Raw genomic sequence first — 25,436 nt, 5'->3', positions numbered from 1 at the left:
ACCCCTCCGGGCCGGGCCGTCGGCGTGCCGCGCGGACGGCCGCACCAGGTGGCGGCCCAGGGGCAGGACGGCGAGCACCGCCACGAAGCCGCACACCCCCGCCCATCCCGCGAGGCCGTGGATCCGCACCCCCAGCCAGGAACCGGCACTTCCGCCCAGGTACGCGCAGGTCATGTACGCGGTGTTGAGCCGGCCCCGGGCCTCGGGGCGCACGGCGAAGACCCGCGCCTGGTTGGCGACCGTGCCGCACTGCAGCGCCACGTCGAGCAGCAGCGTGCCCGCGGTCAGCGCGGCCAGCCCCCGCGCACCGCCCGCGAGGCCCCCGGCGAGGACGGCGGCCGACAGGAGCACCCCGAGCAGACAGGCGAGGTTCAGCCCGTCGGGCCCGCGCCGGTCCACCAGCCGCCCGGCGAGCGGGGTGCACAGCATGGTCACCGCGCCGACCAGGGCGAGCATCCCCACCGCCCGGGTGTCCATGCCGTAGGCCGGCCCGGTCAGCAGCAGCGCCAGGCAGGTCCAGACGGCGGAGAAGGCCCCGAAGACCGACGCCTGGTAGAGGCAGGAGCGGCGCAGTTCCCGCTCGGTGCGCAGCAGCCGCAGCGAGTCCGCCAGCAGCGTCCGGTACGGGCTGCGCGGGGGCGGGGGCGACGTAGGCAGCACCCGGGACAGGACGCCTGCGAGGAGCAGGACCACGGCCGCGGCCGCCAGGTACGGGGCCCGCCACCCCAGCCGTTCGCCGAGCGTCGAGCTGAACGTACGGGCGAGCAGCATGCCCCCGATGGAACCGCTCAGCAGGGTCCCCATCACCGCTCCCCGCCGGTCGGGGGCCACCAGCCCGGCGGCCATCGGGGCGATGACCTGCGCGGCCACCGTGGAGACCCCGACGCACACGCCGGCGGCGACGAGGAACGGCAGCGCGGGAGCGCAGCCCGCCGCGAGCAGGGCCGCGCCGGAGAGCGCGAGCAGGGTGACCAGGTACGGCCGGTGCGGCAGCCGGTCCCCGAGCGGGACCAGCAGGAACATCCCCGCCGTGTAGCCGACCTGGGTGGCCGTCACCACGAGCGAGGCGGTGTCGGGCGACACCCCCAGCCCCGCCGCGATCAGGGGGCCGATCGCCTGCGGGAAGTAGATGTTGCCGACGGCCACCGCGCAGGTCAACGCGAGGATCAGAACGGTGCCGCGCCCCAGCTCGGCCCGCCGGGCCGTCGTGTCTGTCATGCGTCGAGTCCACGGCACCCGCACCCGGCGGCCAATGGATGTAGCGTGGCGCTTAATGATCAGCTTCGGTCTCGGCGTGGAGGACCTCGCCGACACGCGGTTCGCCCTCTCCCCGCTGGGCGAGACGGTCTTCAGCCTGCGCGTCCTGCGCGAACCGGGGCTCTCGGCCCTCCACCTGCCGTGGCGCGGCTCCGTCCTGGCCCGCCTCGGGGCACTCGACACGCGGCTGCTGATGTCCCTGGTCGCGCCGCGGCTCACCCTGCCGGACTTCCTGACCCCCCGGCCGGCGGCCTTCGACCCGGGGTTCGAGGAGGAACTGGCCGCGGTCCGCGCCACCCCGCCCGGCCTGGTCCGGCGGGACCTGATCGCCGCGTACGCCCCGGACCCCCTTCCCGCGCCGCTCGCGGACGCTGCCGGCGCGGACGACGCGCGGGTGGCCGCCCTGCGCGACGCCGTCTGCGACCTGCTGAGGGACTACTGGGAGGTCGCCGTGCGGCCGATGTGGCCCTGGATGAGGCAGCTGCTGGAGGCGGACATGACCTACCGCGCACGGCAACTGGCCGTGGGCGGCGCCCGCCGGCTGTTCGCCGGCATGCACCCGAACCTGCGCTGGCACGACGGGGTGCTGTACGTCGACCGGATGCTCTCCGCCCACCACGTCGAGGCGCAAGGCCGGGGACTGCTCCTGGTCCCGTCGGTGTTCGCCCACAAGCCGGCGCCCCCGGTGAGCCCCGAGGAACCGCCCCTGCTGATCTATCCCAGCCGGGGGGTGGCGACGCTGTGGGACCCGGTGCCGACGGCCGACGCGTCCGCGCTGGACGCCCTCCTCGGCGCTCCCAGAGCGCGGCTGCTGCGCCTCCTGGACGAGCCGCTGCCCACGGTGGAGATCGCCCGCCGGTTCCGGATCACCCCCAGCGCCGTGTCCCAGCACCTGCGGGTGCTGTACGCCGCCGGGCTGTTGACGCGGGCCCGGGACGGGCGGCTGGTCCTGTACCGGCGCAGCCCCCTCGGCGACGGGCTGGCGGGCCCCGGCGGGCCCGCGTGACCGGTCCGGCTGTCAGTCCGCCGGGGGGAGTTCGCCCGAGCCGCGGGGGACGAGACGGGTGGGGAGTTCGATGCGGGTCGGGGGCAGGGGAGTGCCCGCCAGGCGCTGGAAGAGGCGGTCCGTGGCCACCCGGCCCAGCGCCGCCGGGTCCTGCGCGACCACCGTGACGCCCGGGCGCAGCAGGTCGGCGAGCTCGAAGTCGTCGAAGCCGACCAGGGCCACCGGCCGGGGGAGCGCCGCGAGGACCCGTACGACGGTGACGGTGACCCGGTTGTTGCCGGCGAAGACGGCGGTGACCGGTTCGGGGCCCGACAGCATCGCGCCGGCCGCCGCCGCCACCCGTTCCGGGGCGGTCGAGCCGAGGGAGATCCAGGACTCCGAGACCGGGAGGCCCGCGCGGGCCATGGCCTCGCGGTAGCCGCGCAGGCGTTCCGTCGCGGTGTGGATGCGGGGGTGGTCGCCGATGAACCCGATCCTGCGGTGCCCGGCCGCGATCAGGTGCGCCACCCCGTCCCGGGCGCCGCCGAAGCTGTCCGACAGGACCACGTCCGCCTCGATCCCGCCCGCCGGGCGGTCCACGAACACGGTGGCCACCCCCGCCCGGATCTCGGGTTCCAGGTAGCGGTGGTCGTCCCCGGCGGGGATCACGATCAGCCCGTCCACCCGGCGGGCGCACAGCGCGAGCGCCAACTCCCGCTCGCGGTCCGGGTCCTCGGCGCTGGAGCCGTTGATGAGCAGGGCGCCGTGGGTGCGCGCCACCTCCTCGACCGCCCGGTTGAGGGGGCCGTAGAAGGGGTCGGCGAGGTCCTCCAGCACCAGGCCGACGGTGGCGGTGCGGCCCTTGCGCAGGACGCGGGCGCTGTCGTTGCGCCGGAACCCGAGCTCCTCGATGGCCTCCTGCACCCGCCGCTCGGTGTCGGGAGTCACCCCCGGCTCGCCGTTGACGACCCGCGAGACCGTCTTCAGGCCGACGCCCGCCCGGGCCGCCACGTCCTTCATGGTCGGCCGGTTGCCGTAGCGGGGCTCGGACGGGTGGCGGGTCTGCGGCACGGCGGGGGAACCTCCGGAGGCGGTGGACGGCGGGCGGGGCGGGAGGGCTCCCGCCCCGGCGGTGATCTCGGCTCGCCCCCGAGCATAAGCACTCGACCGGCGGGCGGGTTTCCATGGCAGGGTGGGGCGGGCAAGCCACCGGGGGGCTTCGAGGCGAGCCACAGGGAGAGGGGTAGACGTGATTGTCTGGATCAACGGCACTTTCGGGGCGGGGAAGACCAGCACGGCCCGCGAACTGGCCGGACTCCTTCCGGACAGCAGCGTGTACGACCCGGAGCTCATCGGCGACGCGCTGCGCCGGCTGCTGCCGCCCAAACGCCTCGCCGAGGTCGAGGACTACCAGGACCTCCCGATCTGGCGGCGGCTGGTCGTGGACACGGCGGCGGCGATGCTGGCGGAGCTGGGCGGGGTCCTGGTCGTGCCGATGACGCTGCTGCGGCAGGAGTACCGCGACGAGATCTTCGGCGGGCTCGCGGCGCGCCGGATCCCGGTGCGGCACGTGGTGCTGGCTCCGGAGGAAACGATCCTGCGGGAACGTATCGCCACCCGTCAGGAGCCCGGCGCGCCCGAGGTGGTGGACGTACGGGTCCGCCAGTGGGCGTACGACCACATCCCGGCGTACCGGCAGGCCCTGGGCTGGCTCAGCGCCGACGCGCACCTCGTCGACAACGGGCACCTGACGGTACGGGAGACGGCGCAGCGCATCGCCGACGCCGTACGCACCGGCACGGCGCCGGTCTGCGACATCGTGCAGACCCCGGAGCCGACGCGGGAGACGGTGGCGGCGGGGGTCCTGCTCTTCGACGACCGGGACCGGGTCCTCCTGGTGGATCCGACGTACAAGCCGGGCTGGGAGTTCCCGGGCGGGGTGGTCGAGCCGGGCGAGGCCCCGGCACGGGCCGGCGTACGGGAGGTCGCCGAGGAGCTCGGCCTGACGCTGGAGCAGGTCCCCGGCCTGCTCGTGGTCGACTGGGAGCCGCCCCGGCCCCCGGCCTACGGGGGGCTGCGGCTGCTGTTCGACGGCGGCCGGCTGTCGGAGCCGGAGATCGCGCGGCTGCGGCTGCCGGGTCCGGAACTGCGGGCCTGGCGCTTCGTCACCGAGGCGGAGGCCGTGGGGCTCCTGCCGCCGCAGCGCTACGAACGGCTGCGCTGGGCCCTGCGCGCCCGCGAGCGCGGCAACCCGCTCTACCTGGAGGCGGGCCGGCCCACCCCCTGACGCGGTCCGGACCCCGGACCCCGGTCCCGCGCACCGGGGTCCGGCAGGGCTCAGGCCGCGGCCGCCGCCAGCGCGGCCTCGTGGAGCGCCTTCGCGGTGTCCTCGGTCCAGGGGTCGCCGTGGCCGAAGCAGGCCACGGACGGGGCGAGCGCGGCCAGCCGGCCGAAGGAGGCGATCGCCCCGGCGCGGTCGACGTTGAAGACGCCCAGCATCACCTGGCCGACCCCCGCCACGCAGTCCCCCGTGAACAGCACCCCGTGCGCGGGCAGGTGCACCCCGATGCTGCCCGGCGTGTGACCCGGGGCGTGGACGACCACCGCCCCGCCGCCGAAGTCCAGCACCTCGCCGTCCTCCAGCTCCCGGTCGACCCGGGTCGCCGGGGCCTCGGGGGTCGTCAGCCCGTGCGCGTACAGCGGGACTTCCCAGTCCAGCAGCACCGGCTCGGGAACCGGCTGCTCGCCGCGCACCACCGGGGCGTCCAGCCGGTGCGCCAGCACCCGGGCGCCCCAGCGGGCGGCGAGTTCACCGGCGGAGCCGACGTGGTCGCGGTGGCAGTGCGTCAGCACGATCCGCTCCAGCCGCCCGGGCTCCAGCCCGAGGGAACGTATCGCCTTCTCGATGTCGTCGGCGGCGCCGGCCCAGCCGGCGTCGATCAGGGTGAGGGCCCCGCCGTCCTGCCAGAGGTAGGCCTGGCCGATGGCGAAGCGCAGCATGTGGAGCCGGTCCGGGATGACTTCAACAAGATCCATGACGGCGACCGTAGGCGCCCGGTCCCGCCGCGGCCACCGGACTTCGCCGGGAGCGGAGTACGCCCAGGGCGCACTGCGCCCTGGGCGTACGGAAAGGGGACGCCGGCCGGCGTCAGGCGTTCTTGGAGGCCGCGTAGTTCACCAGGAACAGGGCCTCGGCGACCGACAGCCGCTCCAGCTCCTCCGGGGAGACGCTCTCGTTCACGGCGTGGATCTGCGCCTCCGGCTCGCTCAGCCCGATCAGCAGCATCTCCGCCTCCGGGTACAGCGACGTCAGCGTGTTGCACAGCGGGATGGACCCGCCCATACCGCTGATCTGCATCTCCTGGCCGTCGTACGCCTCACTGAGGGCCGCCGCCATCGACGCGTACGCCGGGCTGCTCGTGTCCGCCTGGAAGGGCTGGCCCTGACCGACGACCTCCAGCTCCAGCCGTGCCTTCCACGGGGTGTGCGCCACCAGGTGCGCCTCCAGCAGCTTGATGGCCTCGGCGGTGTCCACGCCCGGCGGCACGCGCAGGCTGATCAGCGCGCCCGCGCTCGCGTGCACGGACGGGGTCGCACCGACGACCGGCGGGCAGTCGATGCCGAGCACGGTGACGGCGGGACGGGCCCACAGCCGGTCGGCGATGGTGCCCTCACCGATCAGCCCGACGCCGTCGAGGACCTTCGCGTCCGCGCGGAAGTCGGCCTCCGGGTACTGCAGGCCCTCCCACACCGCGTCCGAGGCGAGCCCGTCGACGGTCGTCGAACCGTCCGCGGAGCGCAGCGAGTCCAGCAGGCGGATCAGCGCGGCGAGCGCGTCGGGGGCGACACCGCCGAACATGCCCGAGTGCAGGTTCCCGCCCAGGGTGTCGATCTTGACCTTGATCAGGGTCATCCCGCGCAGGGTGGCCGTCACCGTCGGCAGGCCGAGGCGGAAGTTGCCCGCGTCGCCGATGACGATCGTGTCGGCGGCCAGCAGCTCCGGGTTGGCCTCGGCGTACTGCTGGAGGCCGCCGGTGCCCTGCTCCTCCGAACCCTCGACGATCACCTTCACGTTCACCGGCACCCCGCCGTTGGCCTTCAGGGCGCGCAGCGCGAGCAGGTGCATGATGAAGCCGCCCTTGCAGTCCGCGGCACCGCGCCCGTACCAGCGGCCGTCGCGCTCGGTCAGCTCGAAGGCCGGGGAGATCCAGGCGGCGTCGTCCAGCGGAGGCTGCACGTCGTAGTGCGCGTACAGCAGAACGGTCGGGGCGCCCTCGGGGCCGGGCAGGAACCCGTACACGGACTGGGTGCCGTCCGGGGTGTCGAGCAGCTCCACGTCCTGGAAGCCCTCGGCGCGCAGCGCGTCGGCCACCCAGTTCGCGGCGGCCTGGCTCTCGCTCTGCGGGAACTGGGCCCAGTCCGCGACCGACTGGAAGGCCACCAGCTCGGTCAGCTCCGCCTTGGCGCGGGGCATGAGCGAGGCGACGGTCTCGGCGATCGGATTCTGGGACATGGGCACGCTCCTCGTGGGTGCGACGTTGTTGTGGGTGCCGGGGTACGGCGAATGCAAGGCGAAAGACTGTCACGATCCTCGCACAGAGGGACGAGGCGGCGGCTCGCCGTAGGATTTCCACGGCATCGGAGCAACCGGGTGATCAGGAGCAGCAGCACATCGTGAGCAGCGACGACGACGTGAACGGCGCGAACGCAGAGCAGGCCGCTCGGGGGGCGGACGAGGGGACCCCGGCGGAGGCGGTCGGGGAGACGGCCGAAGGGGCGGGCGGCACCGCCGCGGAGGGCGCGGCGGAGGTGTGGGACGTCGTCGTGGTCGGCGCCGGACCGGCCGGGGCGTCGGCGGCGTACGCCGCGGCCTCGGCGGGCCGCAGCGTCCTGCTGCTGGAGAAGGCGGAGCTGCCCCGGTACAAGACCTGCGGCGGCGGCATCATCGGCCCCTCGCGCGACGCCCTCCCGCCGGGCTTCACGCTGCCCCTCAAGGACCGCATCCACGCCGTCACCTTCTCCCTGGACGGCAGGCTGGCCCGGACCCGGCGCTCGAAGAGCATGCTGTTCGGGCTGATCAACCGGCCCGAGTTCGACGCGGCGCTGGTCGCGGAGGCCGAGAAGGCCGGCGCGACCCTGCGTACGGGCACGGCGGTCTCCCGGGTCGAGCAGCACGGCGCGGCCGTGCCGGACCGGCGCACGGTCGCCGTGGTGCTCGCGGACGGCGAGACCGTCCTGGCCCGCGCCGTGGTCGGCGCCGACGGCAGCGCCAGCCGGATCGGCGCCCACGTCGGCGTGGAGATGGAGCAGGTGGACCTCGGTCTGGAGGCGGAGATCCCGGTGCCGGAGACGGTGGCCGAGGACTGGAAGGGCCGCATCCTGATCGACTGGGGCCCGCTGCCCGGCAGCTACGGCTGGGTCTTCCCCAAGGGCGACACGCTCACCGTCGGGGTCATCTCGGCGAAGGGCGAGGGCGCGGCGACCAAGCGCTACCTCGACGACTTCATCGCCCGGCTGGGGCTGGCCGGCTTCGAACCGGCCGTCTCCTCGGGCCACCTGACCCGCTGCCGGAAGCCCGATTCCCCGCTCTCGCGCGGCCGGGTGCTGGTGGCGGGTGACGCGGCCGGGCTGCTGGAGCCGTGGACGCGGGAGGGCATCTCCTTCGCGCTGCGCTCGGGACGGCTCGCGGGGGAGTGGGCGGTCAAGGTCTCCGAGGCGCAGGACGCGGTGGACGCGCGCCGCCAGGCACTCAACTACGCCTTCGCGGTCAAGGCCGGGCTGGGTGTGGAAATGGCGGTCGGCAAGCGGATGCTGACCGTCTTCGAGTCCCGCCCGGGGCTGTTCCACGCGGCGCTCACGGGCGTGCGGCCGGCCTGGCTGGCCTTCGCCCGCATCTGCCGGGGCTCGACGACGCTGCCCGACCTGGTCCGTACGCACCCGCTGGCGCGCAGGGCCCTGCACCTGCTGGACGAACGCCAGGCGCGCGCCGCCCGCCGCGGATAGCGGCACGAGTACGCCGGAAGACGCGGAGCGCCGGTTCCCCTCGGGGGCCGGCGCTTCGGCGTGCCCGGGGGCGGGCGGGCCGGCGAGGTGGGCCGGGCGGGGCCGGGCCGGTCAGTGGGACACCGTGATGCGGAAGACGGGGTGGTCCTCGGCGGCCGCCCGCAGCTCGGCGTCGGTGGACTCGGCGGTGACGCCCTGGAAGAACCGGTTGACCTCCCACCCCCACTTCTCCAGGTAGGCGCGCAGCACGGCGGCCTTCTCCGCCGGGTCGGCCAGCTCCTCGGCCGTGAAGGCGCGGACCTTGCGGCCGACACGCAGCTCGCCGCCGCCCGCCACGCGCATGTTGCGGACCCACTGGGAGTGGCCGCGGGCCGAGACGAGGTACTGCTCGCCCCCGTGGAGGTGAGGGTTGACGGGTATGCGCTGCATCGTGCCGGAGGTGCGGCCGCGCACCGACAGTTCGGCCGTGCCGGCCAGGCTGATGCCGAGGCGGGCGAGCTTGCCGAAGAGGGCGTTGAAGCGGACGGCGAAGGGGCCGGCCTGGACGTAGTAGGGGGCGGCGGGCGCGTTCATGGGGGCCTCCGGGCGGTGTTTCGAGAGCACTGCTCTCGCTTGAGATCAGTGTGCACGGATCGGTGCGCCAAAACAAGAGCAGTGCTCTCTGAATGGATCGGCGCTCACGTTTTTGTTCACTGCTCCGATCCGCATGGCACACTGACCCGCATGAGCACCGTGCGAGGAGCCAGGGAACGGGCCCGTATCGAGGTCACCGCCGCCATCAAGGACGAGGCGCGCCGCAGGCTCGCGGCCGAGGGCGCCGCCAAACTCTCGCTGCGCGCCGTCGCCCGCGAGCTGGGCATGGTCTCCTCCGCCCTCTACCGCTACTTCCCCAGCCGCGACGACCTGCTCACCGCGCTGATCATCGACGCCTACGACGGCCTCGGCGCGGCCGTCGAAACCGCCGACGCCGCCGCCCTCGCCGCCGGCGCCACACCCCGCGCCCGCTGGACGGCGGCCTGCGGGACGGTCCGCACCTGGGCGCTGGCCCACCCCCACGAGTACGCCCTCGTCTACGGCTCACCGGTCCCCGGCTACAGCGCCCCGGCCGACACCGTCGGCCCCGCCTCCCGCGTGGGCAACGTCCTCATCGGCATCGTCCGCACCGCCTACGAGGGCCGCGGCCTCGCCCTGCCGCCCCTGCCCGACGCCCTGCGCCCCGAAGCCCGGCGGATGACCGCCGACTTCGCCGAAGGCCTGCCCCCGGCGGTGACGGCCGCCCTGGTCGCGTCCTGGGCGCAGCTCGTCGGCCTCGTCTCCTTCGAGCTGTTCGGCCAGTTCAACCGGGTCGTCGAGGAGCGGGAGGCCTTCTTCGCGCACGCCGCCGGGCAGCTGGCGCACTCGGTCGGACTGCCCGCCGTGTGACCGGGCCGTACCGGGCCACGGTGACGAGTCGTTCGTCTGTTCTTCATACCGATCGTGGTGGTTCGGCTTGCACCGGGTTGCCGCGCGTCTAGTGTTCCTCGGGTCCCCGCCCCCGCCGCAGCCGGAGGAACAGCCGTGGCCCCCGCCCGCGTACTGAAGGCCCTGTACGCCGTCGCCCTGATCGTGCTGCTCGCCGCACCGGCGCCGGCCGTACCCGCCTCCGCGAGACAGACGGAGCCGTCGCCGGCTCCCGCACCCCGGATATCCGGGGTGCGCGGCCTGGAGATCGGCGTCCCCGCCTACGTCTGGGCCGGCGACCCGATGCTGACCGCCCTCACCGCCACCACCCCCGCCGCCTCCGTGGTCGTCCTCAACCCCGGCAACGGCGACGCCCCCTTCGACGGCCCCTGGCGGGCCCGCGCCGACGCCCTGCGCGCGGGCACCACCGCCACCGGCGAGAAGACCAAGGTCCTGGGCTACGTCCACACCGACCACGGCAACCGGGACCCCGCGGCCGTCAAGGCCTCCGTGGACAACTACCTCAAGCCCGCCGGGGAGGGCGACGGCCGGCTCCACGTCGACGGCATCTTCTTCGACGTCGTCAGCCGCGACTGCGGCCCCGGCAACGCCACCCGCGACCACTACGCCGCCCTTCGCCGCTACGTCCAGGAGGCCGTGCACGCCGTCGACCCGGACGTCGACGACCTCGTCGTGAACAATCCCGGTACCGCCATCGCCGACTGCTACCTCGAACCGGGCCACCGCACGGCCGACGTCTTCGTCACCTACGAGGACACGTACGCGGCGTACACCACGGGCGGCTGGCAGGGCAACGTGTTCGACGCCCTGGGCGGCTACCGCCCGGGCACCGAACTCGACCCGAGCGGCACCGCGTTCTGGCACCTCGTCCACGAGGTCCCGGACACCACCGCGATGCGCACCACGCTCCGCACCGCCTTCGACCGCGGCGCCGGATACGCCTACGCGACGAGCGCGGCCATGCCCAACCCCTGGAACACCAGCCCCTCCTGGAAGTACCGGCCCCAGACCGCCTACGCGGCCACCCTCGGCGGCACGGACCCGTCCGGCTGACCGGTCCGGCCGACCCGTCCGGCTGACCGGTCCGGCCGACCCGTCCGGCCGGCCGGTCCGTCCGGCCGGTCCGGCCGAGGCGGCGCCGGGGCCCGGCTATCGGGCGCCGAAGGGGCCGTCGGGAGCGAAGGCGCGGTCGGCGAAGCGCGTGCCGATCAGGCGGTGGGTCTCCGGAGCCGGGTGGAGGTCGTCGGGGAGGGGGAGTTCGGCGAAGTCGGCCGCGCCGTAGAGGCCGAGGCCGTCCAGGTGGTGCAGGTTCGGGTCGTCGGCGGCGCGCTCCCCCACGATGCGGGCCAGTTCCCCCCGGACGGCCTTGAGGGTCAGCTTGCCCGCGGCCGCCTCCGCCGGGTTCCCCGCGGCCTTGAACCGGAGCCTGCCGGCGGCGAGTTCGGAGAAGTCGGGGGCGCTGGGCCCCGGGGTGTCCTCGTGGATCGGGCAGAGGATCGGTGAGACGACCAGCAGCGGGACGGCCGGGTGGCCCTCGCGGACGGTGTCGAGGAAGCCGTGGACGGCGGGGCCGAAGGCGCGCAGCCGCATCAGGTCGTGGTTGACCAGGTTGATGCCGATCTTGATGCTGATCAGGTCGGCCGGGGTGTCCCGCAGGACCCGGGCGGTGAACGGGTCGAGGAGGGCGCTGCCGCTCAGACCGAGGTTGACCAGCTCCACCCCGCCGAGGGAGGCGGCCAGGGCCGGCCAGGTCGTGCTGGGGCTCGCCGCGTCGGAGCCGTGGCTGATCGAACTGCCGTGGTGCAGCCAGACCCTGCGGCCCCGGTCCGGGGCCGGCTCGACGGGGGCGTCGGTCCGCAGGGCCACCAGCTCGGTGACCTCGTTGTGCGGCAGCCAGATCTCCACGTCCTTGACCCGGTCCGGCAGGCCGGAGAAGCGGACCGTGCCGACCGGGCCGGGGATCCGCTCCACCGACCCGGTGGACATGTCGGTCATCAGGACGTGTCCGCCGGTCACCCCGCCCTGCCCGGCGAGCCGGCCGTCGACCAGCAGGTCGTACACGCCGTCGGGACGCGGCGGGGCTCCCCGGTAGGCCATCTTGGTCCGCACGGCGTCCAGTTCGACGGCCGTCGCCCGGGTGCGGAACACCAGCCGCACGCCGGAGGGCTGCGCCTCCGCCATGGCCAGCTGCCCGTCGGCGCACTGGGCGCGGGCCCGCGCGGGCAGCCGGTGCGGCAGCAGCCCGAGCCCGGTGCGCTCCACCTCCAGGGCGCCGCGCAGGAGGCGTTCTGAGACCGGGGTGGTGATCCAGCCGGGGGAGTGCGGGGAGGAAGGGGAGGTACCGGATGCCATGGTGCCCACCCTGCCAAGCCGCCCGCCGCCCCGCACGCCCATTTCCGTCGGCCGCCGCCGGATTTCCGGCCGCCGTCCCCGTCAGATGCCCGCCGTCAGATGCCCGCCGTGTCCTGCCAGAGGCGGGCCAGGGACTCGTCCCCGCGTACGCCCGGACCGGAGAGCGGGAGCCGGTTCCACAGGGCCGCGTACAGCCAGGACGCCTCGCCGGTCACCTCGCAGTGCGGCTCCTCGCCGGTGTCGCCGCGCACCGTACGGGCCGGCTCCTTCGACAGGTGGACCGTCCACACCGCGCCCGTGTCCGCCGCCCGGACCCGCAGCACCCGGGGCTCCTCGGTCCGCACCCGGCTGCCCGGCCGGGCGTGGAAGCCGGTCAGCAGCTCGTCCACGCCGTCCTCCGCGAACTCCGGGGCCACCTCCGAGAAGGCGGTGCCCCGCGCCGACTCGGCGTCGAAGCGGTGCACGGTCGTCTCGTGCGCCTGCCGCCGGGCCCAGAACGCCAGCGGCGACGGCGGCGCCGTCGGCAGGAAGGTGAAGCAGGCCACCCCCTCCGGCGCCTCCGCCAGGGTCCGGACCAGCTCCGCGTGCCCCTCCCGGAACCAGGCCAGCAGCTCCGCCCCCGCCAGTTCCGGCGGCTGCGGGAACGGCATCCGCTCCACCACGGCGTCCCGCACGAAACCGGCGGCCCAGCGGTGCACCGCGCCGGTGTGCTTCAGCAGGTCGGCGACCCGCCACTCGGGACAGGTGGGCACCACGGCGTCCGTACCCGCCCGTTCGGCCTGTTCGGCGAGCAGCTCGCCCTCCCGGGCCAGGGTCTCCACGTATTCGGTGATCTTCATGCCGCGAGTCTGCCAGCCGACCCCGACAATGGAAGGGTGGACGGAGAAGTCTTGCCGCACGGAGAACTCTCGCCGCACGGAGAACCGTCGCCGCACGGTGACCCCTCGCCGCAGGCGGAGCTGTTCCCGCGCGAGCGCACCGAGGTCGCACCCGGCGCCGTGCACCTGCCCGACTGGCTCGGGCCCGGGCGCCAGCGGGAGCTGCTCGCCGCCTGCCGGGAGTGGGCCCGCCCGCCCGCCGGACTGCGCACCGTACGCACCCCCGGAGGCGGGACGATGACCGCCCGGCAGGTGTGCCTGGGCCTGCACTGGTACCCGTACGCCTACGCGCGCACCGCCGTCGACGGGGACGGGGCGCCGGTCAAGCCGATGCCCGCGTGGCTCGCCGAGCTGGGACGGCGGGCCGTCACCGCCGCGTACGGGACGCCCCCGCCGCCCTCGGAGGCGTACGACATCGCGCTGGTCAACTTCTACGACGGCGACTCCCGGATGGGCATGCACCGCGACGCCGAGGAGCGGTCCGGGGCCCCGGTGGTCTCGCTCAGCCTGGGCGACTCCTGCCTCTTCCGCTTCGGCAACACCGCCACCCGGGGCCGCCCGTACCGGGACGTCGAGCTGCGCAGCGGGGACCTGTTCGTCTTCGGCGGCCCGAGCCGGCTCGCCTACCACGGCGTGCCGAAGGTGCTGCCCGGCACGGCCCCGCCGGGGCTGGGGCTGGCCGGCCGCCTCAACATCACCCTGCGGGTCGGCGGCCTGGGAACGTAGCCGGGGCGAGGGGCGGCCCCCGATCATGCGAGGATCCCCTCATGAACGGCAACGGGGCCCCGCTGGGGGCGGGGGACGAGAGCACGGCGTCGGCGGCGTCCGCGAGGACCAGGCTGGAGCGCGGCCGCGGCGCACTCGGCCCGGCGCTGGAACTCGTCCACACCGGCCGGGCCCCGACCCGGGCGGTGCTCACGGCCGAGCTCGGCGTTACGCGCGCCACCGCCGGAGCCGTCGCCGCCGAGCTGGAGGCGCTCGGCCTGATCCGCGTCGACTCCCGCCCCGGCGGCGCCGGCGGCACCCAGGGCCGCCCCTCGCACCGGCTCGCCGTCGACGAGAACGGCCCCGTGGCGCTGGCCGCGCAGGTCCACCCCGACGGGTTCCGGGCCGCGCTCGTCGGCCTCGGCGGGCGCATCGTGGCCACCGCACCCGGCAAGCTCACCGTCTCCGCCGACCCGGCCCAGGTGCTCGGCGCGGTCGTCGACGCGGGCGCCCGGCTGCTGGCCGAGTCCGGGCGGCGCTGCGTCGGCGCGGGCCTCGCGGTGCCCTCGGCGGTCGCGGAGCCCGAGGGGACGGCCCTGAACCCGCTGCACCTGGCCTGGCCGCCCGGCTCCCCGGTGCGGGCCATCTTCGCCGAGCGCGTGAAGGCGGCCGGCATCGACGGGCCGGCCCTGACCGGGAACGACGTCAACCTGGCCGCGCTCGCCGAACACCGGCACGGCGCGGGCCGCAGCGCCCAGCACCTGCTCTGCGTGGCCACCGGACACCGAGGGGTCGGCGGGGCGCTGGTGCTCGACGGCCGGCTGCACAGCGGCAGCGCGGGCCTGGCCCTGGAGGTCGGCCACCTCACCGTGAACCCGGAGGGGCGGGCCTGCCACTGCGGCAGCCGGGGCTGCCTGGACGTGGAGGCCGACCCGCTGGCCTTCCTCACCGCCGCCGGCCGCACGCCCGGCCCCGAGGTGTCGCTGCTGGCGCAGGCCCGGGACCTGCTGCGCGCCGAGTACGCGCAGCCTTCGGTCCGGGCGGCCGCCGAGGAGCTCATCGACCGGCTCGGACTGGGCCTCGCCGGCCTGGTCAACATCCTGAACCCGGACCGGATCATCCTCGGCGGACTGCACCGGGAGCTGCTCTACGCCGACCCGGAGCGGCTGCGGGCGGTGGTCGCCGACCGCAGCCTGTGGGGGCGCAGCGGGGGAGTGCCGATCCTGCCGTGCACCCTCGACCACAACAGCCTGGTCGGGGCGGCGGAGCTGGCGTGGCAGCCCGTGCTGGACGACCCGCTGGGGACGCTGGGCGCGGCGGCCTGAGCCGCGCGGGCGCGCCCCGGCCGGGTCGCGGGGCGGGTGGCCGCGGAGGAGTCAGCCGGGCCTGGCGCCGAGGGTGGCCGACGCGGGCACGCCGGTCACGACGGCCCGGGCGTCGACGGCGGCGAGCACCGGGCGGGCGGGTTTCCGTACGGTCTTCTTCACGCCGATACTGACCGTGCGCGTCGGCGCCGCCGGTGCGGGAGCGGCCCGCATGGAGAACCAGACCACCTTGCCGGGCCCGTCCGGCCGGTGCCGGGCCCCCCAGGCTTCGCTGACCGCCTCGACGAGCGCGAGGCCGCGCCCGCAGGTCTCCAGGTCATCGGCGACCCGGCGGACGGGCAGCCGCGGATCGCTGTCGTGGACGGAGACGGTCAGCCGCCCCAGGCGGAGTTCGATCTCGACCGTGCACGTCTTGTCCGGCTGCGCATGGCGGTGGACGTTGCTGAGCAGCTCCGTCACGCCGAGCGCAGCCCGGTCTATGAGCGGGTCGAGCTGCCAGTGGCGCAGTTGCGCCGAGATGATCCTGCGGACCTGGCCGATCCGCGCTGGCAGGGCCTGCAGTTCGACGACGCAGTGCCTGCGGGAATGACTGATCACGGCTGCGACTCCCCGACATCATCGTTACGGGTGCTGCACCCTCGGTGACGCAATCACCAGGGTCACCCACAGTGGCGCCGCTTGCAACCGAACGCCCGGGGAAGCGACCGAAAGCGATCCGCATGGAAACCCAAAGTAATCATTTGCGCAGGTGAGGGGGGTACATTTCGAAAGGAGGGGGCTTTGGAAACGACAAAGGAGCAAGGCGCATGAGCACCACCGGCACCACCGGTACCCCGGCCTCGAACACGGCCGGAAGCACGGCGGCGACGACGGTCGACATCGACCGCAGCGACGCCGATTACCGGGCCTGGCTCAAGGAAGCCGTGCGCAAGGTCCAGGCGGACGCCAACCGCTCCGCCGACACGCACCTGCTGCGCTTCCCGCTGCCCGAGGCCTGGGGCATCGACCTCTACCTGAAGGACGAGTCCACCCACCCGACGGGCTCCCTCAAGCACCGCCTCGCCCGCTCGCTGTTCCTCTACGCCCTCTGCAACGGCTGGATCCGCCCCGGCCGCCCGGTCATCGAGGCCTCCAGCGGCTCCACCGCGGTCTCCGAGGCGTACTTCGCGAAGCTGATCGGCGTCCCGTTCATCGCGGTCATGCCGAGGACCACCAGCCCGGAGAAGTGCCGGCTCATCGAATTCCACGGCGGCGAATGCCACTTCGTCGACGACCCGATGAAGATGTACGAGGAGTCCGCCGACCTGGCCGCCCGCACCGGCGGCCACTACATGGACCAGTTCACCTACGCCGAGCGCGCCACCGACTGGCGCGGCAACAACAACATCGCCGAGTCGATGTACCAGCAGCTGCGCCTGGAGCGGTACCCCGAACCCGCCTGGATCGTCGCGACGGCCGGCACCGGCGGCACCTCCGCCACCATCGCCCGCTACGTCCACTACATGCAGCACGACACCCGCGTCTGCGTCCCGGACCCGGAGAACTCCTGTTTCTTCGACGGCTGGACCCGCCACGACCCGCACGCGAGCAGCGACTGCGGCTCGCGCATCGAGGGCATCGGCCGCCCCCGGATGGAGCCGAGCTTCGTGCCCGGCGCCATCGACCGCATGATGAAGGTCCCGGACGCGGCGTCCGTCGCCGCCTGCCGGGCCCTCGAACAGGCCATAGGGCGCAAGGCGGGAGGCTCCACCGGCACCGGGCTGTGGAGCGCACTGAAGATCGTCTCCGAGATGGTGGCGGAGGGCCGCAAGGGCAGCGTCGTGACCCTGCTCTGCGACCCGGGCGACCGCTACCTCGACAAGTACTACTCGGACGAGTGGCTGGCGGCCCAGGGCCTCGACATCGCCCCGTACGCCAAGACGCTCCAGACCCTGCTGGAGACCGGCGAGTGGCGCGAGCCCCAGGCCTGAGCCGACGGCTAGGAGGCGGTGCGCGCCGCGAGGCGGGTGTCCAGGGCGCGCACCGCCGTGCGGAAGGAGTGGCCGAGGCCCGGGCGGGCCGCGGCCAGCGCCAGCCGGACGGGGGCCGGCCCGTCGGCGGCGAAGGTCCAGCGGACCAGGGTCCCGGCGGCGTCCGGCCCCGGCGCCAGCAGCCACTCCTCCACCAGGGCGCTCATGCCCGGCGCGTTGGTCTCGTCCACGCGGTAGGCGTAGCGCAGCCCGGGGTCGCTCGCCACCACCGTCTCCCGGAACCGGACCCCGCCCACCAGCCGTATCTCCCGGCCCGCCCCGCCGCCGGTCGGCCGGGCCAGGGTGACCGCACGGAACCAGGCGGGCCAGCCCGTCACCTCGTCCGCGAGCGCCCGGTACACGGCGTCCGGCGGGGCCGCGGCCCGGGCCGTGAAGGCCAGCCGGGTCGGGGCGTGCTCGATGAAGTCCAGCCCCACGGGACGGAGTCGGCGGACCATGGCGTTACCCCCTGGGGTGCGTCCGGGTGTGCGTGTCGTCTGCTGTTGCTGCGCGGCGCGGCGCGGCGTCGGCGTGCGCCGCGCCACCATAGCTGACTGTCTGTCAGAAGTCCCCGCCGGGCGGCGGATCAGCACTCCGCCGGCAGCGCCGGCAGGTCCTCCGGGAACAGCAGGGTGAGCTCGTCCGTGCCCGGGTCGGCCAGCTGCGCCACCCGGCCCGCGTGCCGCTCCACCATCGCCTCGAAGGTCTGGCGGGCGGTCCGGCCGTTGCCGAAGGCAGGGCCCTTGGGAAGCTCCGTGAAGTACTTCAGCAGGGCCTCCCCGGTGCCCTCGCCGAGCCGGTACTCGTGCTCGTCCGCCTGCTGCTCCACGATCCGCAGCAGCTCCTGCGGCCCGTAGTCCCCGAAGGTGATGGTGCGGGAGAACCGCGAGGCCACCCCCGGGTTGACCGTCAGGAACCGCTCCATCTCCTCCGTGTACCCGGCGACGATCACCACCACCGCGTCCCGGTGGTCCTCCATCAGCTTCACCAGCGTGTCGATGGCCTCCCGCCCGAAGTCCCGGCCGGAGTCCTCCGGGGCCAGCGCGTACGCCTCGTCGATGAACAGCACCCCGCCCCGCGCCCGGTCGAAGGCCTCCTGCGTACGGATCGCCGTCGACCCGATGTGCTCGCCGACCAGGTCCACCCTCGACACCTCGACCAGGTGGCCGCGCTCCAGCACCCCGAGGGAGGCCAGGATCTCCCCGTACAGACGGGCGACCGTGGTCTTGCCCGTGCCGGGGGAGCCCGTGAAGACCAGGTGCCGGCGCACCGAAGCCGCCTTCAGGCCCGCCTGCTGCCGACGCCGCCCGACCTCGATCATGTCGGTGAGGGCCCGCACCTCGCGCTTGACGCTGTCCAGCCCGACCAGCGCGTCGAGCTGCCCCAGCACCTCGCCCGAGCCCCGGGCGGCCCCCGCCGCGGCCGGGGCCGGCGCGGTCTGTGCGGCCTGCGCGGCGGCGGGGCAGCCGGCCCCGGCCCCGGCATCCGGGCCGCCGGCGGACCGGGAGGCCGGCACCCGGTCCGCAGGATGCCCCGCGAGGTCCTGCGCGGCCGTCGCCGTACGCGGACCCGTGCCGCCGGGCAGCGCCCCCGCGAGCACACCGCCGGCCGCCCGCGCCGCCGGGCCCGTACCGCCCTCGTCGCCGGTGCAGCCCTCGGCGAGCGGGCCGTCCTCCGCGAACTCGTAGCCCCCGCGCGCGCAGCGCTCGGTGTGACACCGGGTCAGGGTCGTGCGGCAGCCGTCGATGACGTGGAAGCCGAAACCGGAACTGCCCGTCACCCGGCAGGCCGTGAAGGTCCCCCGGCCGCCCGCCGACACGTAGAACCCGGCCTCGGCGGCGGAGGTGACCGTGCACCGCTCCAGGACCGGATCGGCGCCCTTGGTGACGATCACACCCGTCTGCACGGCGTCGACGGTGCAGTTGGCGAGTGATCCGCCGCTGCCGTGGTCGCGGAACCACGCCCCGGTGCCCGCCTCCCGGATCCGGCAGTCTTCGAGCTGTGCGCTCGCCCCGTCGCTCACCGAGACGGCCGTGTTGCGCACCTGCCAGAGGTCGCTGTCGACCACGTCCACCCGCGAGCCCCGGTCCAGCACGAACAGCGCGTCCGGCACGTCGTGCAGCCGGCAGGAGTCCAGCGAGGCGGTGGCCCCGTCGCTGACCCACACCGCCGGATAGTCGCCCGTACTGTCGTGGATCTCGCAGGACTCGGCGTCGACCCGGGTCCCCGGGTCCCACACCGACAGGCCGTTGCGCCCGAACCGGCGCACCGTGGTGCGGCTGAGGGTGAGCACCGAACGGGAGCGCAGGTCCACGGCGTTCTCCGGGATGTCGTGGATGTCGCAGCCGGCGAGCGTCAGCACCGCGTCCGTGTCGAGGGTGACCCCGTCGGCGGACGTGCGGTGCACCGCGCAGTCGGTCAGCCGGGCCGCGGCCCGCGCGGCGACCTGCACCCCCGCGCCCTTGACCTCGTACACCTCGCAGCCGAGCGCCTCCAGCCCTGAACCCTCGCCGGTCACCGCGATGCCCGCGCCGACGGCGTGGTGGATCCGGCAGCGCTCCAGGCGCGGGTGTCCGCCGCGCACCGAGACCCCGGCCTGCCCGGCGACGACCACCTCGCACTCCTCGAACACCCCGCCGCCGCCGTCCAGGACGGAGATCCCGACCCCGGCCGGATTCTCCACCGTGCACCGGCGCACCAGGGGCCGGGCCCCGCCGCGCACCTCGATGCCGGACGCCGAACGGGTGTGCACGCGCAGGTCGGTGAGCTCGGGCGAGCCCTCCTCGACCAGCAACGCGGGCGCCGCCCGGTCCGCGCCCTCCAGGTACAGGTCCTGGACCACGGCCGAGGCGCGCACGGTCAGCGCGACCCCGTCGAGCGGGGCGATGCGGACCGACCCGGCGACCGCGCCCTCGGGCCCGCGCAGGGTGACGGCATGACGCAGGACCAGGTTCTCCCGGTAGGTGCCGGGGGCGATGGACAGCACGTCCCCGTCACCCGCCGCGGCGAGCGCGGCGGCCAGCGTCGGATACTCCCCGGAACGCCGCCGCCACCGCGAGGTCCCGCCGTGCGTCACCTGGACCGTGCCCTGAGCCATCGTGCTGTCGTGCCCCCACCCTGGTACTCGCGCTGCCGGACCCGCGGAAGCGACCGGGAGCCGGGAGCGACCGAAGGGACCGAAGAGGCCGGAGCGACCCGGCCTCCGGCTCCACGGTAGCGCGCGAGGGGCTGGTGAGTGGCCAGGTCAGCTGCCCGCACCCGCCCGGCCCCAGTCCGGTCCCGCCGCCGCCCACGCCCGGTCCAGACGCGTGTACCGCCGATGCATGAGCCGGCGTACGACCAGCCGCCGGACCGTCTCCGCCAGCGCGGCCGCGGTGAGCGCGGCGGCCAGGCCCGCGGCACCCGCGTGGAACGAGGCGGCGGTGGGGTCGAGCGGCTGACCCACCAGCCGGCCCCGGATGTCGGTCCATATCCGGAACCGGTCGCCCGCCCGCGGCGGTTCCTCCGCCGCCGGGACCGTGCCCTCGTGCCTGCTGCCGTCGGGCGCGGTCCAGGAAGCCACGATCCGGGTCCGCTCGGGCGCCTGCCGCTGCGCCGACGGATCGGCCGAGCCCGGTGCCGGCCGGACCACCACCGCCGGGACCAGGTACCGCTCGTGCCGCTGCTCGCGCGCGGCCCGCTGCAAGGTCCCGTCCACCTGGAGGCCCGCCACCCAGCCGACGGCCGGGGCCACCAGCAGCACGCACACCAGCGCGGCGAACGCCACCCAGGCCTCGAAGAGATCGGTCGGCCTGCGCAGTGGATTTCGCCGCCAACGCCATACACCCATTGCTGTCCGCACGGTCCGGCTCCCCCTGCCCCATGCCCGGTTCTACGTCTTCGTCTGCCGTCCTGAATGCTCCAACGGCCCCGTGCGGCCCGTTGGTTCCAGTGGACGCCACGAGCCCCTCGAAGGTGTCATTCCGTCTGCCCGCCGTGGTCAGCGGCGGGTCCGGCACCTCCGGATGCGGCGGCCGCGGTCACTCCAGGACGCGCACCTCGTCGCCCACCCGGACCGTGCCCGTGACGACCGGCACCAGCTGGCGTCCGAAGGCCAGCGACTTCCCGATCCGCCGGTGCCGGGCCAGGGTCTTCAGCGGCTCCCGCCCGCGCTCGGACGTGCTCTGGTCGGTCGTGGTCACGATGCAGCGGCCGCATTCGCGCACCCCGCGGAAGACCGCGTCGCCGATCGCGATGCGCCGCCAGCCGTCCTCGGCCCAGGGCGCGGCGGGACCGCCGACCACCAGGTTGGGCCGGAAGCGGTTCATGGGCAGCGGGCCCTCCTCCGGGTGCTCGCCCTGGGCGATCAGCTCGTTGAGGGCGTCCAGCGAGGCGCTGGTGGCCAGCAGCAGGGGGTAGGCGTCGGCGAGGCTGACGGTCTCCCCCGGGAGGGCGTAGTCGGGGTCCACCGGCCGCCGGACGGCCGGGTCGTCCATGTGCACGAGGCGTGCGGGCTGGCCGAGATAGGCGGTGAACCACTCGGCGGCGGCGATCGCGGCTACCACCGTCTCGACCTTCTTGCCGAAGAGCACGACCGGCTCCAGCGGGCCGGGCTCCGGAACCTCCACCACGAGAGCGGGCATGCCCGGTCCCGACAGCTCGATCCGCCCGCCCGGCAGCGGACGCGCCGAGGCCAACGCCAGCCGCGCCTGCTGGCGTTGGGTGATGACCGCGCCGCTCGTGTCGACCACGGCCCAGCGGCGGTCCCCGGCCGGTCCCCAGGGCTCCACGACGATCTCGTCGGGAGCGGTCCCCGCCACCGATTTGACGGGGTGGACGTGCAGCGACTGGACGTACAAGTTCGACATGGGGGCATTGTGACAGCTGCCCCCGCCGGCCCTCCAACGGCCGCGTGCACGGTGCGCGGGACGCCGGCGGTGCCACCGCCGGCGTCCGCCCGGATCAGCCCGGATCAGCCGGGATCAGCCCGGATCAGCCCGGATCAGTAGGCGCGCTGCTGGTACTGGCGGCCGTACGGGTCCTCGTACGAGGGGACGCCCGCCGCGGACGCCACCGGCGCCATGGTGGGAGCCATCGTGGGGGTCATCGGCGCCACGGGAGCCATGGGCGCCATCTGCGCCATGGGACGCGGCGCCGCCGGGCGCATGGCCTCGTACCCGGTGCCCATGGCGGCCGGACGGGGCTGCTGGGGCTGCGGCTGCGGCATGTACCCGGCCCGGGGCGCGACCTGCTGCTGCGGGATGTACGGGGCCGGCGCGTGCTGAAGCGGAACCGGCATCTGCTGCGGCTGCGGAGCGGCCTGCTGCGGATACCCGTAGCCGTACGAGGGCGCCGGCAGCTGCGGTGCGGCGGGCGGCAGGGCGGGCATGGACGAGGCGAGGGCCGGCAGGAAACCACCGCTCGAGTAACCGGCACTCGGGTATTCGTAGGCGGCCGGAACGCGGATCGGGGCGATCTGCGGAGTACCCCGCTCGGCGACGAGGGAGTCGTAGATGGGGGTGTCCGGGAAGGAGGGCGCGGAGTAGTAACCGCCGCCATAAGTGGAGCGGGGGGAGGTCATGGGAGACAAGTTAAGCCCACGACTTCACCGGGTCCATAGCCAGGTGTCGCCAACACCGCGCTGACCTGCATATTCCCAGGTCAGCGCCACAGCTTTCACTAGACGTTCACCTGCACGATTCGTCACTTCCGCCCCGTCTTGCTGCTACTCGTACTCGGCGGTTGGCCCCTGCACGCACCTCGCGCTGACGCACCGTCACAACGCGGTGACCTCGGATGACGTCCCCTCAGTCGGACGGATTCCGCGTCCCGGCCGCCCGGCCGGTTTCAGGCGTCGCTCGGGCGGGCATAGGTACGGCCCTTCCAGGCCGCCCCGCGCCCCCGGTAGTGCTGGACGGCCGAGTCGACGGTCATCAGCAGGTAGAGCAGCGCGGTGAGCGGCAGCAGCGGGGCGAGCGCGGCCGGCTGCCGGTAGTAGCGCAGCATCGGCAGGTAGGTCCCCGCCATCAGCAGCCAGGCGAGCCCCCCGGCCCAGGCCGTGGCGGCGCTCCCGGCCGAGGGCGGGCCCGCCAGCCCCGCGAACAGGGCCGCCGGCGGCACCAGGTACACCAGCGCCAGCCCCGCCACCGTCCCGCCCAGCAGCAGCGGACGGTGGCGGAGTTGGGCGTACGCGCTGCGCGACACCATCCGCCACAGGTCCCCGAGGGCCGGGTACGGGCGCACGCTGTCCACCCGCTCCGCCAGCCCCAGCCAGATCCGCCCGCCCGAGCGCTGGACGGCGCGGGCGAGGGAGACGTCGTCGATGACGGCCTGCCGGATCGAGTCCGGGATCCCCGCCCGGACGGCCGCGTCCGTCCGCAGCAGCACGCAGCCGCCGGCCGCCGCGGCCGTCCGGGAGGCGGGACGGTTGATCCGGCGGAAGGGGTAAAGCTGGGCGAAGAAGTACACGAAGGCGGGTACGACGAGCCGCTCCCAGAAACCGGCCACGCGCAGCCGGGCCATCTGGGAGACCAGGTCGAGGCCGGCGCTGGTCGCGGCGGCGACCAGCTCGCGCAGGCTGTCGGGCTCGTGCGCGATGTCGGCGTCGGTGAGCAGCAGGTACTCGGGCGCGCCGGCCGCGGCGGTACGGGCGTGGCCGATGCCGTGCCGCAGCGCCCAGAGCTTGCCGGTCCAGCCGGGCGGCGGGTCCCCGGGGGAGACGACGGAGAGGGGGAGGCCGGGCTGCTCGGCGGCCAGGCGGCGGGCGAGCGCGGCCGTGCCGTCGGTGCTGCCGTCGTCGACCAGGACGATCCGCGCCTCGCCGGGATAGTCCTGGGCCAGGAGCGAGGGCAGGCTCAGCGGGAGCACCCCGGCCTCGTCCCGGGCCGGGACCACGACGGCCACGGAGGGCCAGCGGGCGGGGGCGGTGCGCGGGGGGAGGCGGACGTCGGTGCGCCAGAACATGCCCTGGGCGAGGGTCAGCCAGAGCCAGGCGGCGAGGGACGCGCAGGCGGCGATGAGGAGGCCCATGGCGGCAGTGTGGCCGAAGCGGCGGGGCGTGTCCCGGTCTTCCGGGCGAGTCGGGCGGAGAGTCGCGGCGCGCGTCGGGGGCCGGTCGGGTGCGGTCCGGGGGCGGGCTGGGTACGTGGCGGGGGCGGGCCGGGTACGTGCCGGGGGCGGGTCCGCGGTGCGGGGGATCGCGGGCGGGACGGACGCGTCGACTAAAGTGACCGGGTGAAGATCGCGCTCATGGACTCGGGAATCGGCCTCCTCGCTGCGGCCGCCGCGACGCGTCGGCTCCGGCCCGACGCCGATCTGGTGCTGTCCTCCGACCCCGACGGGATGCCCTGGGGGCCCCGTACGCCCGTCGGCATCACCGAGCGCGCCCGCTCCGTCGCCCGGGCCGCCGCCGCGCTGGGCCCGGACGCGCTGATCGTGGCCTGCAACACCGCCTCCGTGCACGCCCTGGCCGCCCTGCGCGCCGAGCTGGAGCCCGGCATTCCCGTCATCGGCACCGTCCCGGCGATCAAGCCCGCCGCGGCCGCCGGCGGGCGGGTCGCCATCTGGGCCACCCCCGCCACCACCGGCAGCCCCTACCAGCGCGGGTTGATCCGCGACTTCGCCGCCGGGGCGCGGGTCACCGAGGTGCCCTGCCCCGGGCTCGCCGACGCCGTCGAGCACGGCGACGAGGAAGCCGTCGCCCGCACCGTCGCGGCCGCCGCGGCGCTCACCCCGGCCGACGTCACCGACGTGGTGCTCGGCTGCACCCACTACGAACTCGTCGAGGAGTCCATCCGGGCCGCCCTCGACGCCCGGACCGCGGGAGCGGAGCTCGTCTACCACGGCTCCGCCGAGGCCGTCGCCGTGCAGGCGCTGCGCCGCATCGGTCTCGGACCCGCGCCGGACCTGCCCCGCACCGGCGGCCTGACCGTGCTGCACAGCGGCCGGACCGCCACGCTGCCCGACGCCGCCCTCGGCTACGCCGAAGGCCGCCTGCTCGCCGGCCGGCAGCAGGCCCACCAGCACTGAAGCGGCGGGCCGCGAAAGGCGGTTGGAGGGCCCGGGCCGGGCTCGCATACTGGGCGCGTGATTGCCTATGCCAAGCACCTTCCAGCCGGCGTGGTACCGGCAAGTGATGTGCGGACATGGGGCGTTGAGGGGTCCGAGCGCTGGCGCAAGGCGCGGACCCCGGTCATCTTCGCCCCTGCTGTGGGGAGTTGGTTCCTCGCTGTCCTGGTGACCGTCTCACTCGTGCTGCTCCTCCGCGACGGGGGACCGGCCGCTGCGGTGGGCACGGCGTGGCGGTTCTATCCGGCGGCCGTGCTGCTGGTGGCCCTGCCTCTCTGGTACCGGTTCCTGCCCGCCGCGGCCGCGGGGGGGGGGGGGGGGGGGGGGGAGGGGGGGGGGGGGGGGGGTCCCTATGGGCCGGTGCGGTCCCCCCGTTTTCTTCCCCTCTTTGGTCGGCCCCCGGGGAGCGCTGTGG

At 74.9% G+C, this 25,436-nt stretch carries 22 protein-coding genes and 1 pseudogene; 9 read left to right on the top strand and 14 right to left on the bottom strand.

Going from position 1 to position 25,436, the window contains the following annotated elements:
- A pseudogene (locus tag AC07A6_RS32580) lies at nucleotides 1-1,218 on the bottom strand (MFS transporter); the annotation flags it as partial.
- Between the two features lie 55 nt (nucleotides 1,219-1,273).
- Here AC07A6_RS32580 and AC07A6_RS32575 point away from each other — a divergent pair.
- Nucleotides 1,274-2,263 carry an ArsR/SmtB family transcription factor gene (locus tag AC07A6_RS32575; RefSeq protein ID WP_478779527.1) on the top strand — a complete coding sequence of 330 codons (990 nt, stop codon included), beginning with the start codon at nucleotides 1,274-1,276 and terminating at the stop codon, nucleotides 2,261-2,263.
- Between the two features lie 12 nt (nucleotides 2,264-2,275).
- Here the strand turns inward: AC07A6_RS32575 and AC07A6_RS32570 are convergent, their stop codons facing one another.
- Nucleotides 2,276-3,262 (bottom strand): LacI family DNA-binding transcriptional regulator, encoded by a 987-nt coding sequence (locus AC07A6_RS32570; protein ID WP_362462603.1) that lies wholly within the window; start codon nucleotides 3,260-3,262, stop codon nucleotides 2,276-2,278.
- A gap of 229 nt (nucleotides 3,263-3,491) precedes the next feature.
- On the opposite strand from AC07A6_RS32570, the gene AC07A6_RS32565 reads away from it, so the two are divergent.
- Nucleotides 3,492-4,529, top strand: coding sequence for an NUDIX hydrolase (locus tag AC07A6_RS32565; protein WP_478779526.1), 1,038 nt, complete (start codon nucleotides 3,492-3,494; stop codon nucleotides 4,527-4,529).
- 50 nt (nucleotides 4,530-4,579) lie between these two features.
- Here the strand turns inward: AC07A6_RS32565 and AC07A6_RS32560 are convergent, their stop codons facing one another.
- Together AC07A6_RS32560 and AC07A6_RS32555 are read right to left on the bottom strand one after the other, a co-directional pair.
- The gene (locus tag AC07A6_RS32560) at nucleotides 4,580-5,278 is read right to left on the bottom strand and encodes an MBL fold metallo-hydrolase (RefSeq protein WP_362462431.1); all 699 of its coding nucleotides are present in this window, start codon (nucleotides 5,276-5,278) and stop codon (nucleotides 4,580-4,582) included.
- A 112-nt stretch (nucleotides 5,279-5,390) separates the two neighbouring features.
- The gene (locus tag AC07A6_RS32555) at nucleotides 5,391-6,755 is read right to left on the bottom strand and encodes a M20/M25/M40 family metallo-hydrolase (RefSeq protein WP_478779525.1); all 1,365 of its coding nucleotides are present in this window, start codon (nucleotides 6,753-6,755) and stop codon (nucleotides 5,391-5,393) included.
- Between the two features lie 161 nt (nucleotides 6,756-6,916).
- On the opposite strand from AC07A6_RS32555, the gene AC07A6_RS32550 reads away from it, so the two are divergent.
- Nucleotides 6,917-8,245: a geranylgeranyl reductase family protein gene (locus AC07A6_RS32550; RefSeq protein ID WP_386272203.1), complete on the top strand. Its 1,329-nt coding sequence runs from the start codon at nucleotides 6,917-6,919 to the stop codon at nucleotides 8,243-8,245.
- Between the two features lie 111 nt (nucleotides 8,246-8,356).
- Here AC07A6_RS32550 and AC07A6_RS32545 read toward each other — a convergent pair whose 3' ends face one another.
- The gene (locus AC07A6_RS32545) at nucleotides 8,357-8,818 is read right to left on the bottom strand and encodes a nitroreductase/quinone reductase family protein (RefSeq protein WP_362462426.1); all 462 of its coding nucleotides are present in this window, start codon (nucleotides 8,816-8,818) and stop codon (nucleotides 8,357-8,359) included.
- Nucleotides 8,819-8,968: 150 nt separating this feature from the next.
- Between AC07A6_RS32545 and AC07A6_RS32540 the strand changes: the two genes are divergently transcribed.
- On the top strand, nucleotides 8,969-9,667 hold the full coding sequence (locus AC07A6_RS32540; RefSeq protein ID WP_362462424.1) for a TetR/AcrR family transcriptional regulator: 699 nt from the start codon (nucleotides 8,969-8,971) through the stop codon (nucleotides 9,665-9,667).
- Between the two features lie 135 nt (nucleotides 9,668-9,802).
- Entirely contained in the window at nucleotides 9,803-10,759 is a 957-nt protein-coding gene (locus tag AC07A6_RS32535; RefSeq protein WP_478779524.1) for a spherulation-specific family 4 protein, read from the top strand.
- A 96-nt stretch (nucleotides 10,760-10,855) separates the two neighbouring features.
- On the opposite strand, the gene AC07A6_RS32530 is transcribed toward AC07A6_RS32535, so the two are convergent.
- Nucleotides 10,856-12,058, bottom strand: a complete 1,203-nt coding sequence (locus tag AC07A6_RS32530) for a GDSL-type esterase/lipase family protein (RefSeq protein WP_478779523.1) — start codon at nucleotides 12,056-12,058, stop codon at nucleotides 10,856-10,858.
- 95 nt (nucleotides 12,059-12,153) lie between these two features.
- Nucleotides 12,154-12,897 carry a maleylpyruvate isomerase family mycothiol-dependent enzyme gene (locus AC07A6_RS32525; RefSeq protein ID WP_362462409.1) on the bottom strand — a complete coding sequence of 248 codons (744 nt, stop codon included), beginning with the start codon at nucleotides 12,895-12,897 and terminating at the stop codon, nucleotides 12,154-12,156.
- A gap of 120 nt (nucleotides 12,898-13,017) precedes the next feature.
- Here AC07A6_RS32525 and AC07A6_RS32520 point away from each other — a divergent pair, with 120 nt between their 5' ends.
- Both AC07A6_RS32520 and AC07A6_RS32515 read left to right on the top strand, forming a co-directional pair.
- A complete protein-coding gene (locus AC07A6_RS32520; protein WP_478779538.1) occupies nucleotides 13,018-13,662 on the top strand; it encodes an alpha-ketoglutarate-dependent dioxygenase AlkB family protein in 645 nt (214 codons plus the stop codon).
- A gap of 41 nt (nucleotides 13,663-13,703) precedes the next feature.
- Nucleotides 13,704-14,966: an ROK family protein gene (locus AC07A6_RS32515; protein ID WP_362462406.1), complete on the top strand. Its 1,263-nt coding sequence runs from the start codon at nucleotides 13,704-13,706 to the stop codon at nucleotides 14,964-14,966.
- A 51-nt stretch (nucleotides 14,967-15,017) separates the two neighbouring features.
- On the opposite strand, the gene AC07A6_RS32510 is transcribed toward AC07A6_RS32515, so the two are convergent.
- Nucleotides 15,018-15,563 carry an ATP-binding protein gene (locus AC07A6_RS32510; protein WP_362462403.1) on the bottom strand — a complete coding sequence of 182 codons (546 nt, stop codon included), beginning with the start codon at nucleotides 15,561-15,563 and terminating at the stop codon, nucleotides 15,018-15,020.
- A 209-nt stretch (nucleotides 15,564-15,772) separates the two neighbouring features.
- Between AC07A6_RS32510 and cds1 the strand changes: the two genes are divergently transcribed.
- Nucleotides 15,773-16,936, top strand: coding sequence for an L-cysteine desulfhydrase Cds1 (gene cds1, locus AC07A6_RS32505; protein ID WP_362462400.1), 1,164 nt, complete (start codon nucleotides 15,773-15,775; stop codon nucleotides 16,934-16,936).
- 8 nt (nucleotides 16,937-16,944) lie between these two features.
- Here the strand turns inward: cds1 and AC07A6_RS32500 are convergent, their stop codons facing one another.
- From AC07A6_RS32500 to AC07A6_RS32475, 6 genes are all read right to left on the bottom strand, one after another.
- Nucleotides 16,945-17,433 (bottom strand): SRPBCC family protein, encoded by a 489-nt coding sequence (locus tag AC07A6_RS32500; protein ID WP_386272197.1) that lies wholly within the window; start codon nucleotides 17,431-17,433, stop codon nucleotides 16,945-16,947.
- Nucleotides 17,434-17,561: 128 nt separating this feature from the next.
- A complete protein-coding gene (locus AC07A6_RS32495) occupies nucleotides 17,562-20,072 on the bottom strand; it encodes a right-handed parallel beta-helix repeat-containing protein (protein ID WP_478779522.1) in 2,511 nt (836 codons plus the stop codon).
- Between the two features lie 147 nt (nucleotides 20,073-20,219).
- Complete coding sequence (locus tag AC07A6_RS32490) at nucleotides 20,220-20,804, bottom strand: Rv1733c family protein (RefSeq protein ID WP_362462391.1); 585 nt, start codon at nucleotides 20,802-20,804, stop codon at nucleotides 20,220-20,222.
- Between the two features lie 190 nt (nucleotides 20,805-20,994).
- The gene (locus AC07A6_RS32485) at nucleotides 20,995-21,822 is read right to left on the bottom strand and encodes an MOSC domain-containing protein (RefSeq protein WP_478779521.1); all 828 of its coding nucleotides are present in this window, start codon (nucleotides 21,820-21,822) and stop codon (nucleotides 20,995-20,997) included.
- A gap of 134 nt (nucleotides 21,823-21,956) precedes the next feature.
- On the bottom strand, nucleotides 21,957-22,535 hold the full coding sequence (locus AC07A6_RS32480) for a DUF6643 family protein (protein ID WP_362462385.1): 579 nt from the start codon (nucleotides 22,533-22,535) through the stop codon (nucleotides 21,957-21,959).
- A 266-nt stretch (nucleotides 22,536-22,801) separates the two neighbouring features.
- Entirely contained in the window at nucleotides 22,802-23,983 is a 1,182-nt protein-coding gene (locus AC07A6_RS32475; protein ID WP_478779520.1) for a glycosyltransferase, read from the bottom strand.
- Between the two features lie 204 nt (nucleotides 23,984-24,187).
- On the opposite strand from AC07A6_RS32475, the gene AC07A6_RS32470 reads away from it, so the two are divergent.
- A complete protein-coding gene (locus tag AC07A6_RS32470; RefSeq protein WP_362462379.1) occupies nucleotides 24,188-24,982 on the top strand; it encodes a glutamate racemase in 795 nt (264 codons plus the stop codon).
- Nucleotides 24,983-25,436 lie beyond the last annotated feature (454 nt).

Source organism: Streptomyces sp. NPDC044002 (assembly GCF_056434525.1).
This window is presented reverse-complemented; position numbering and strand designations above follow the sequence as displayed.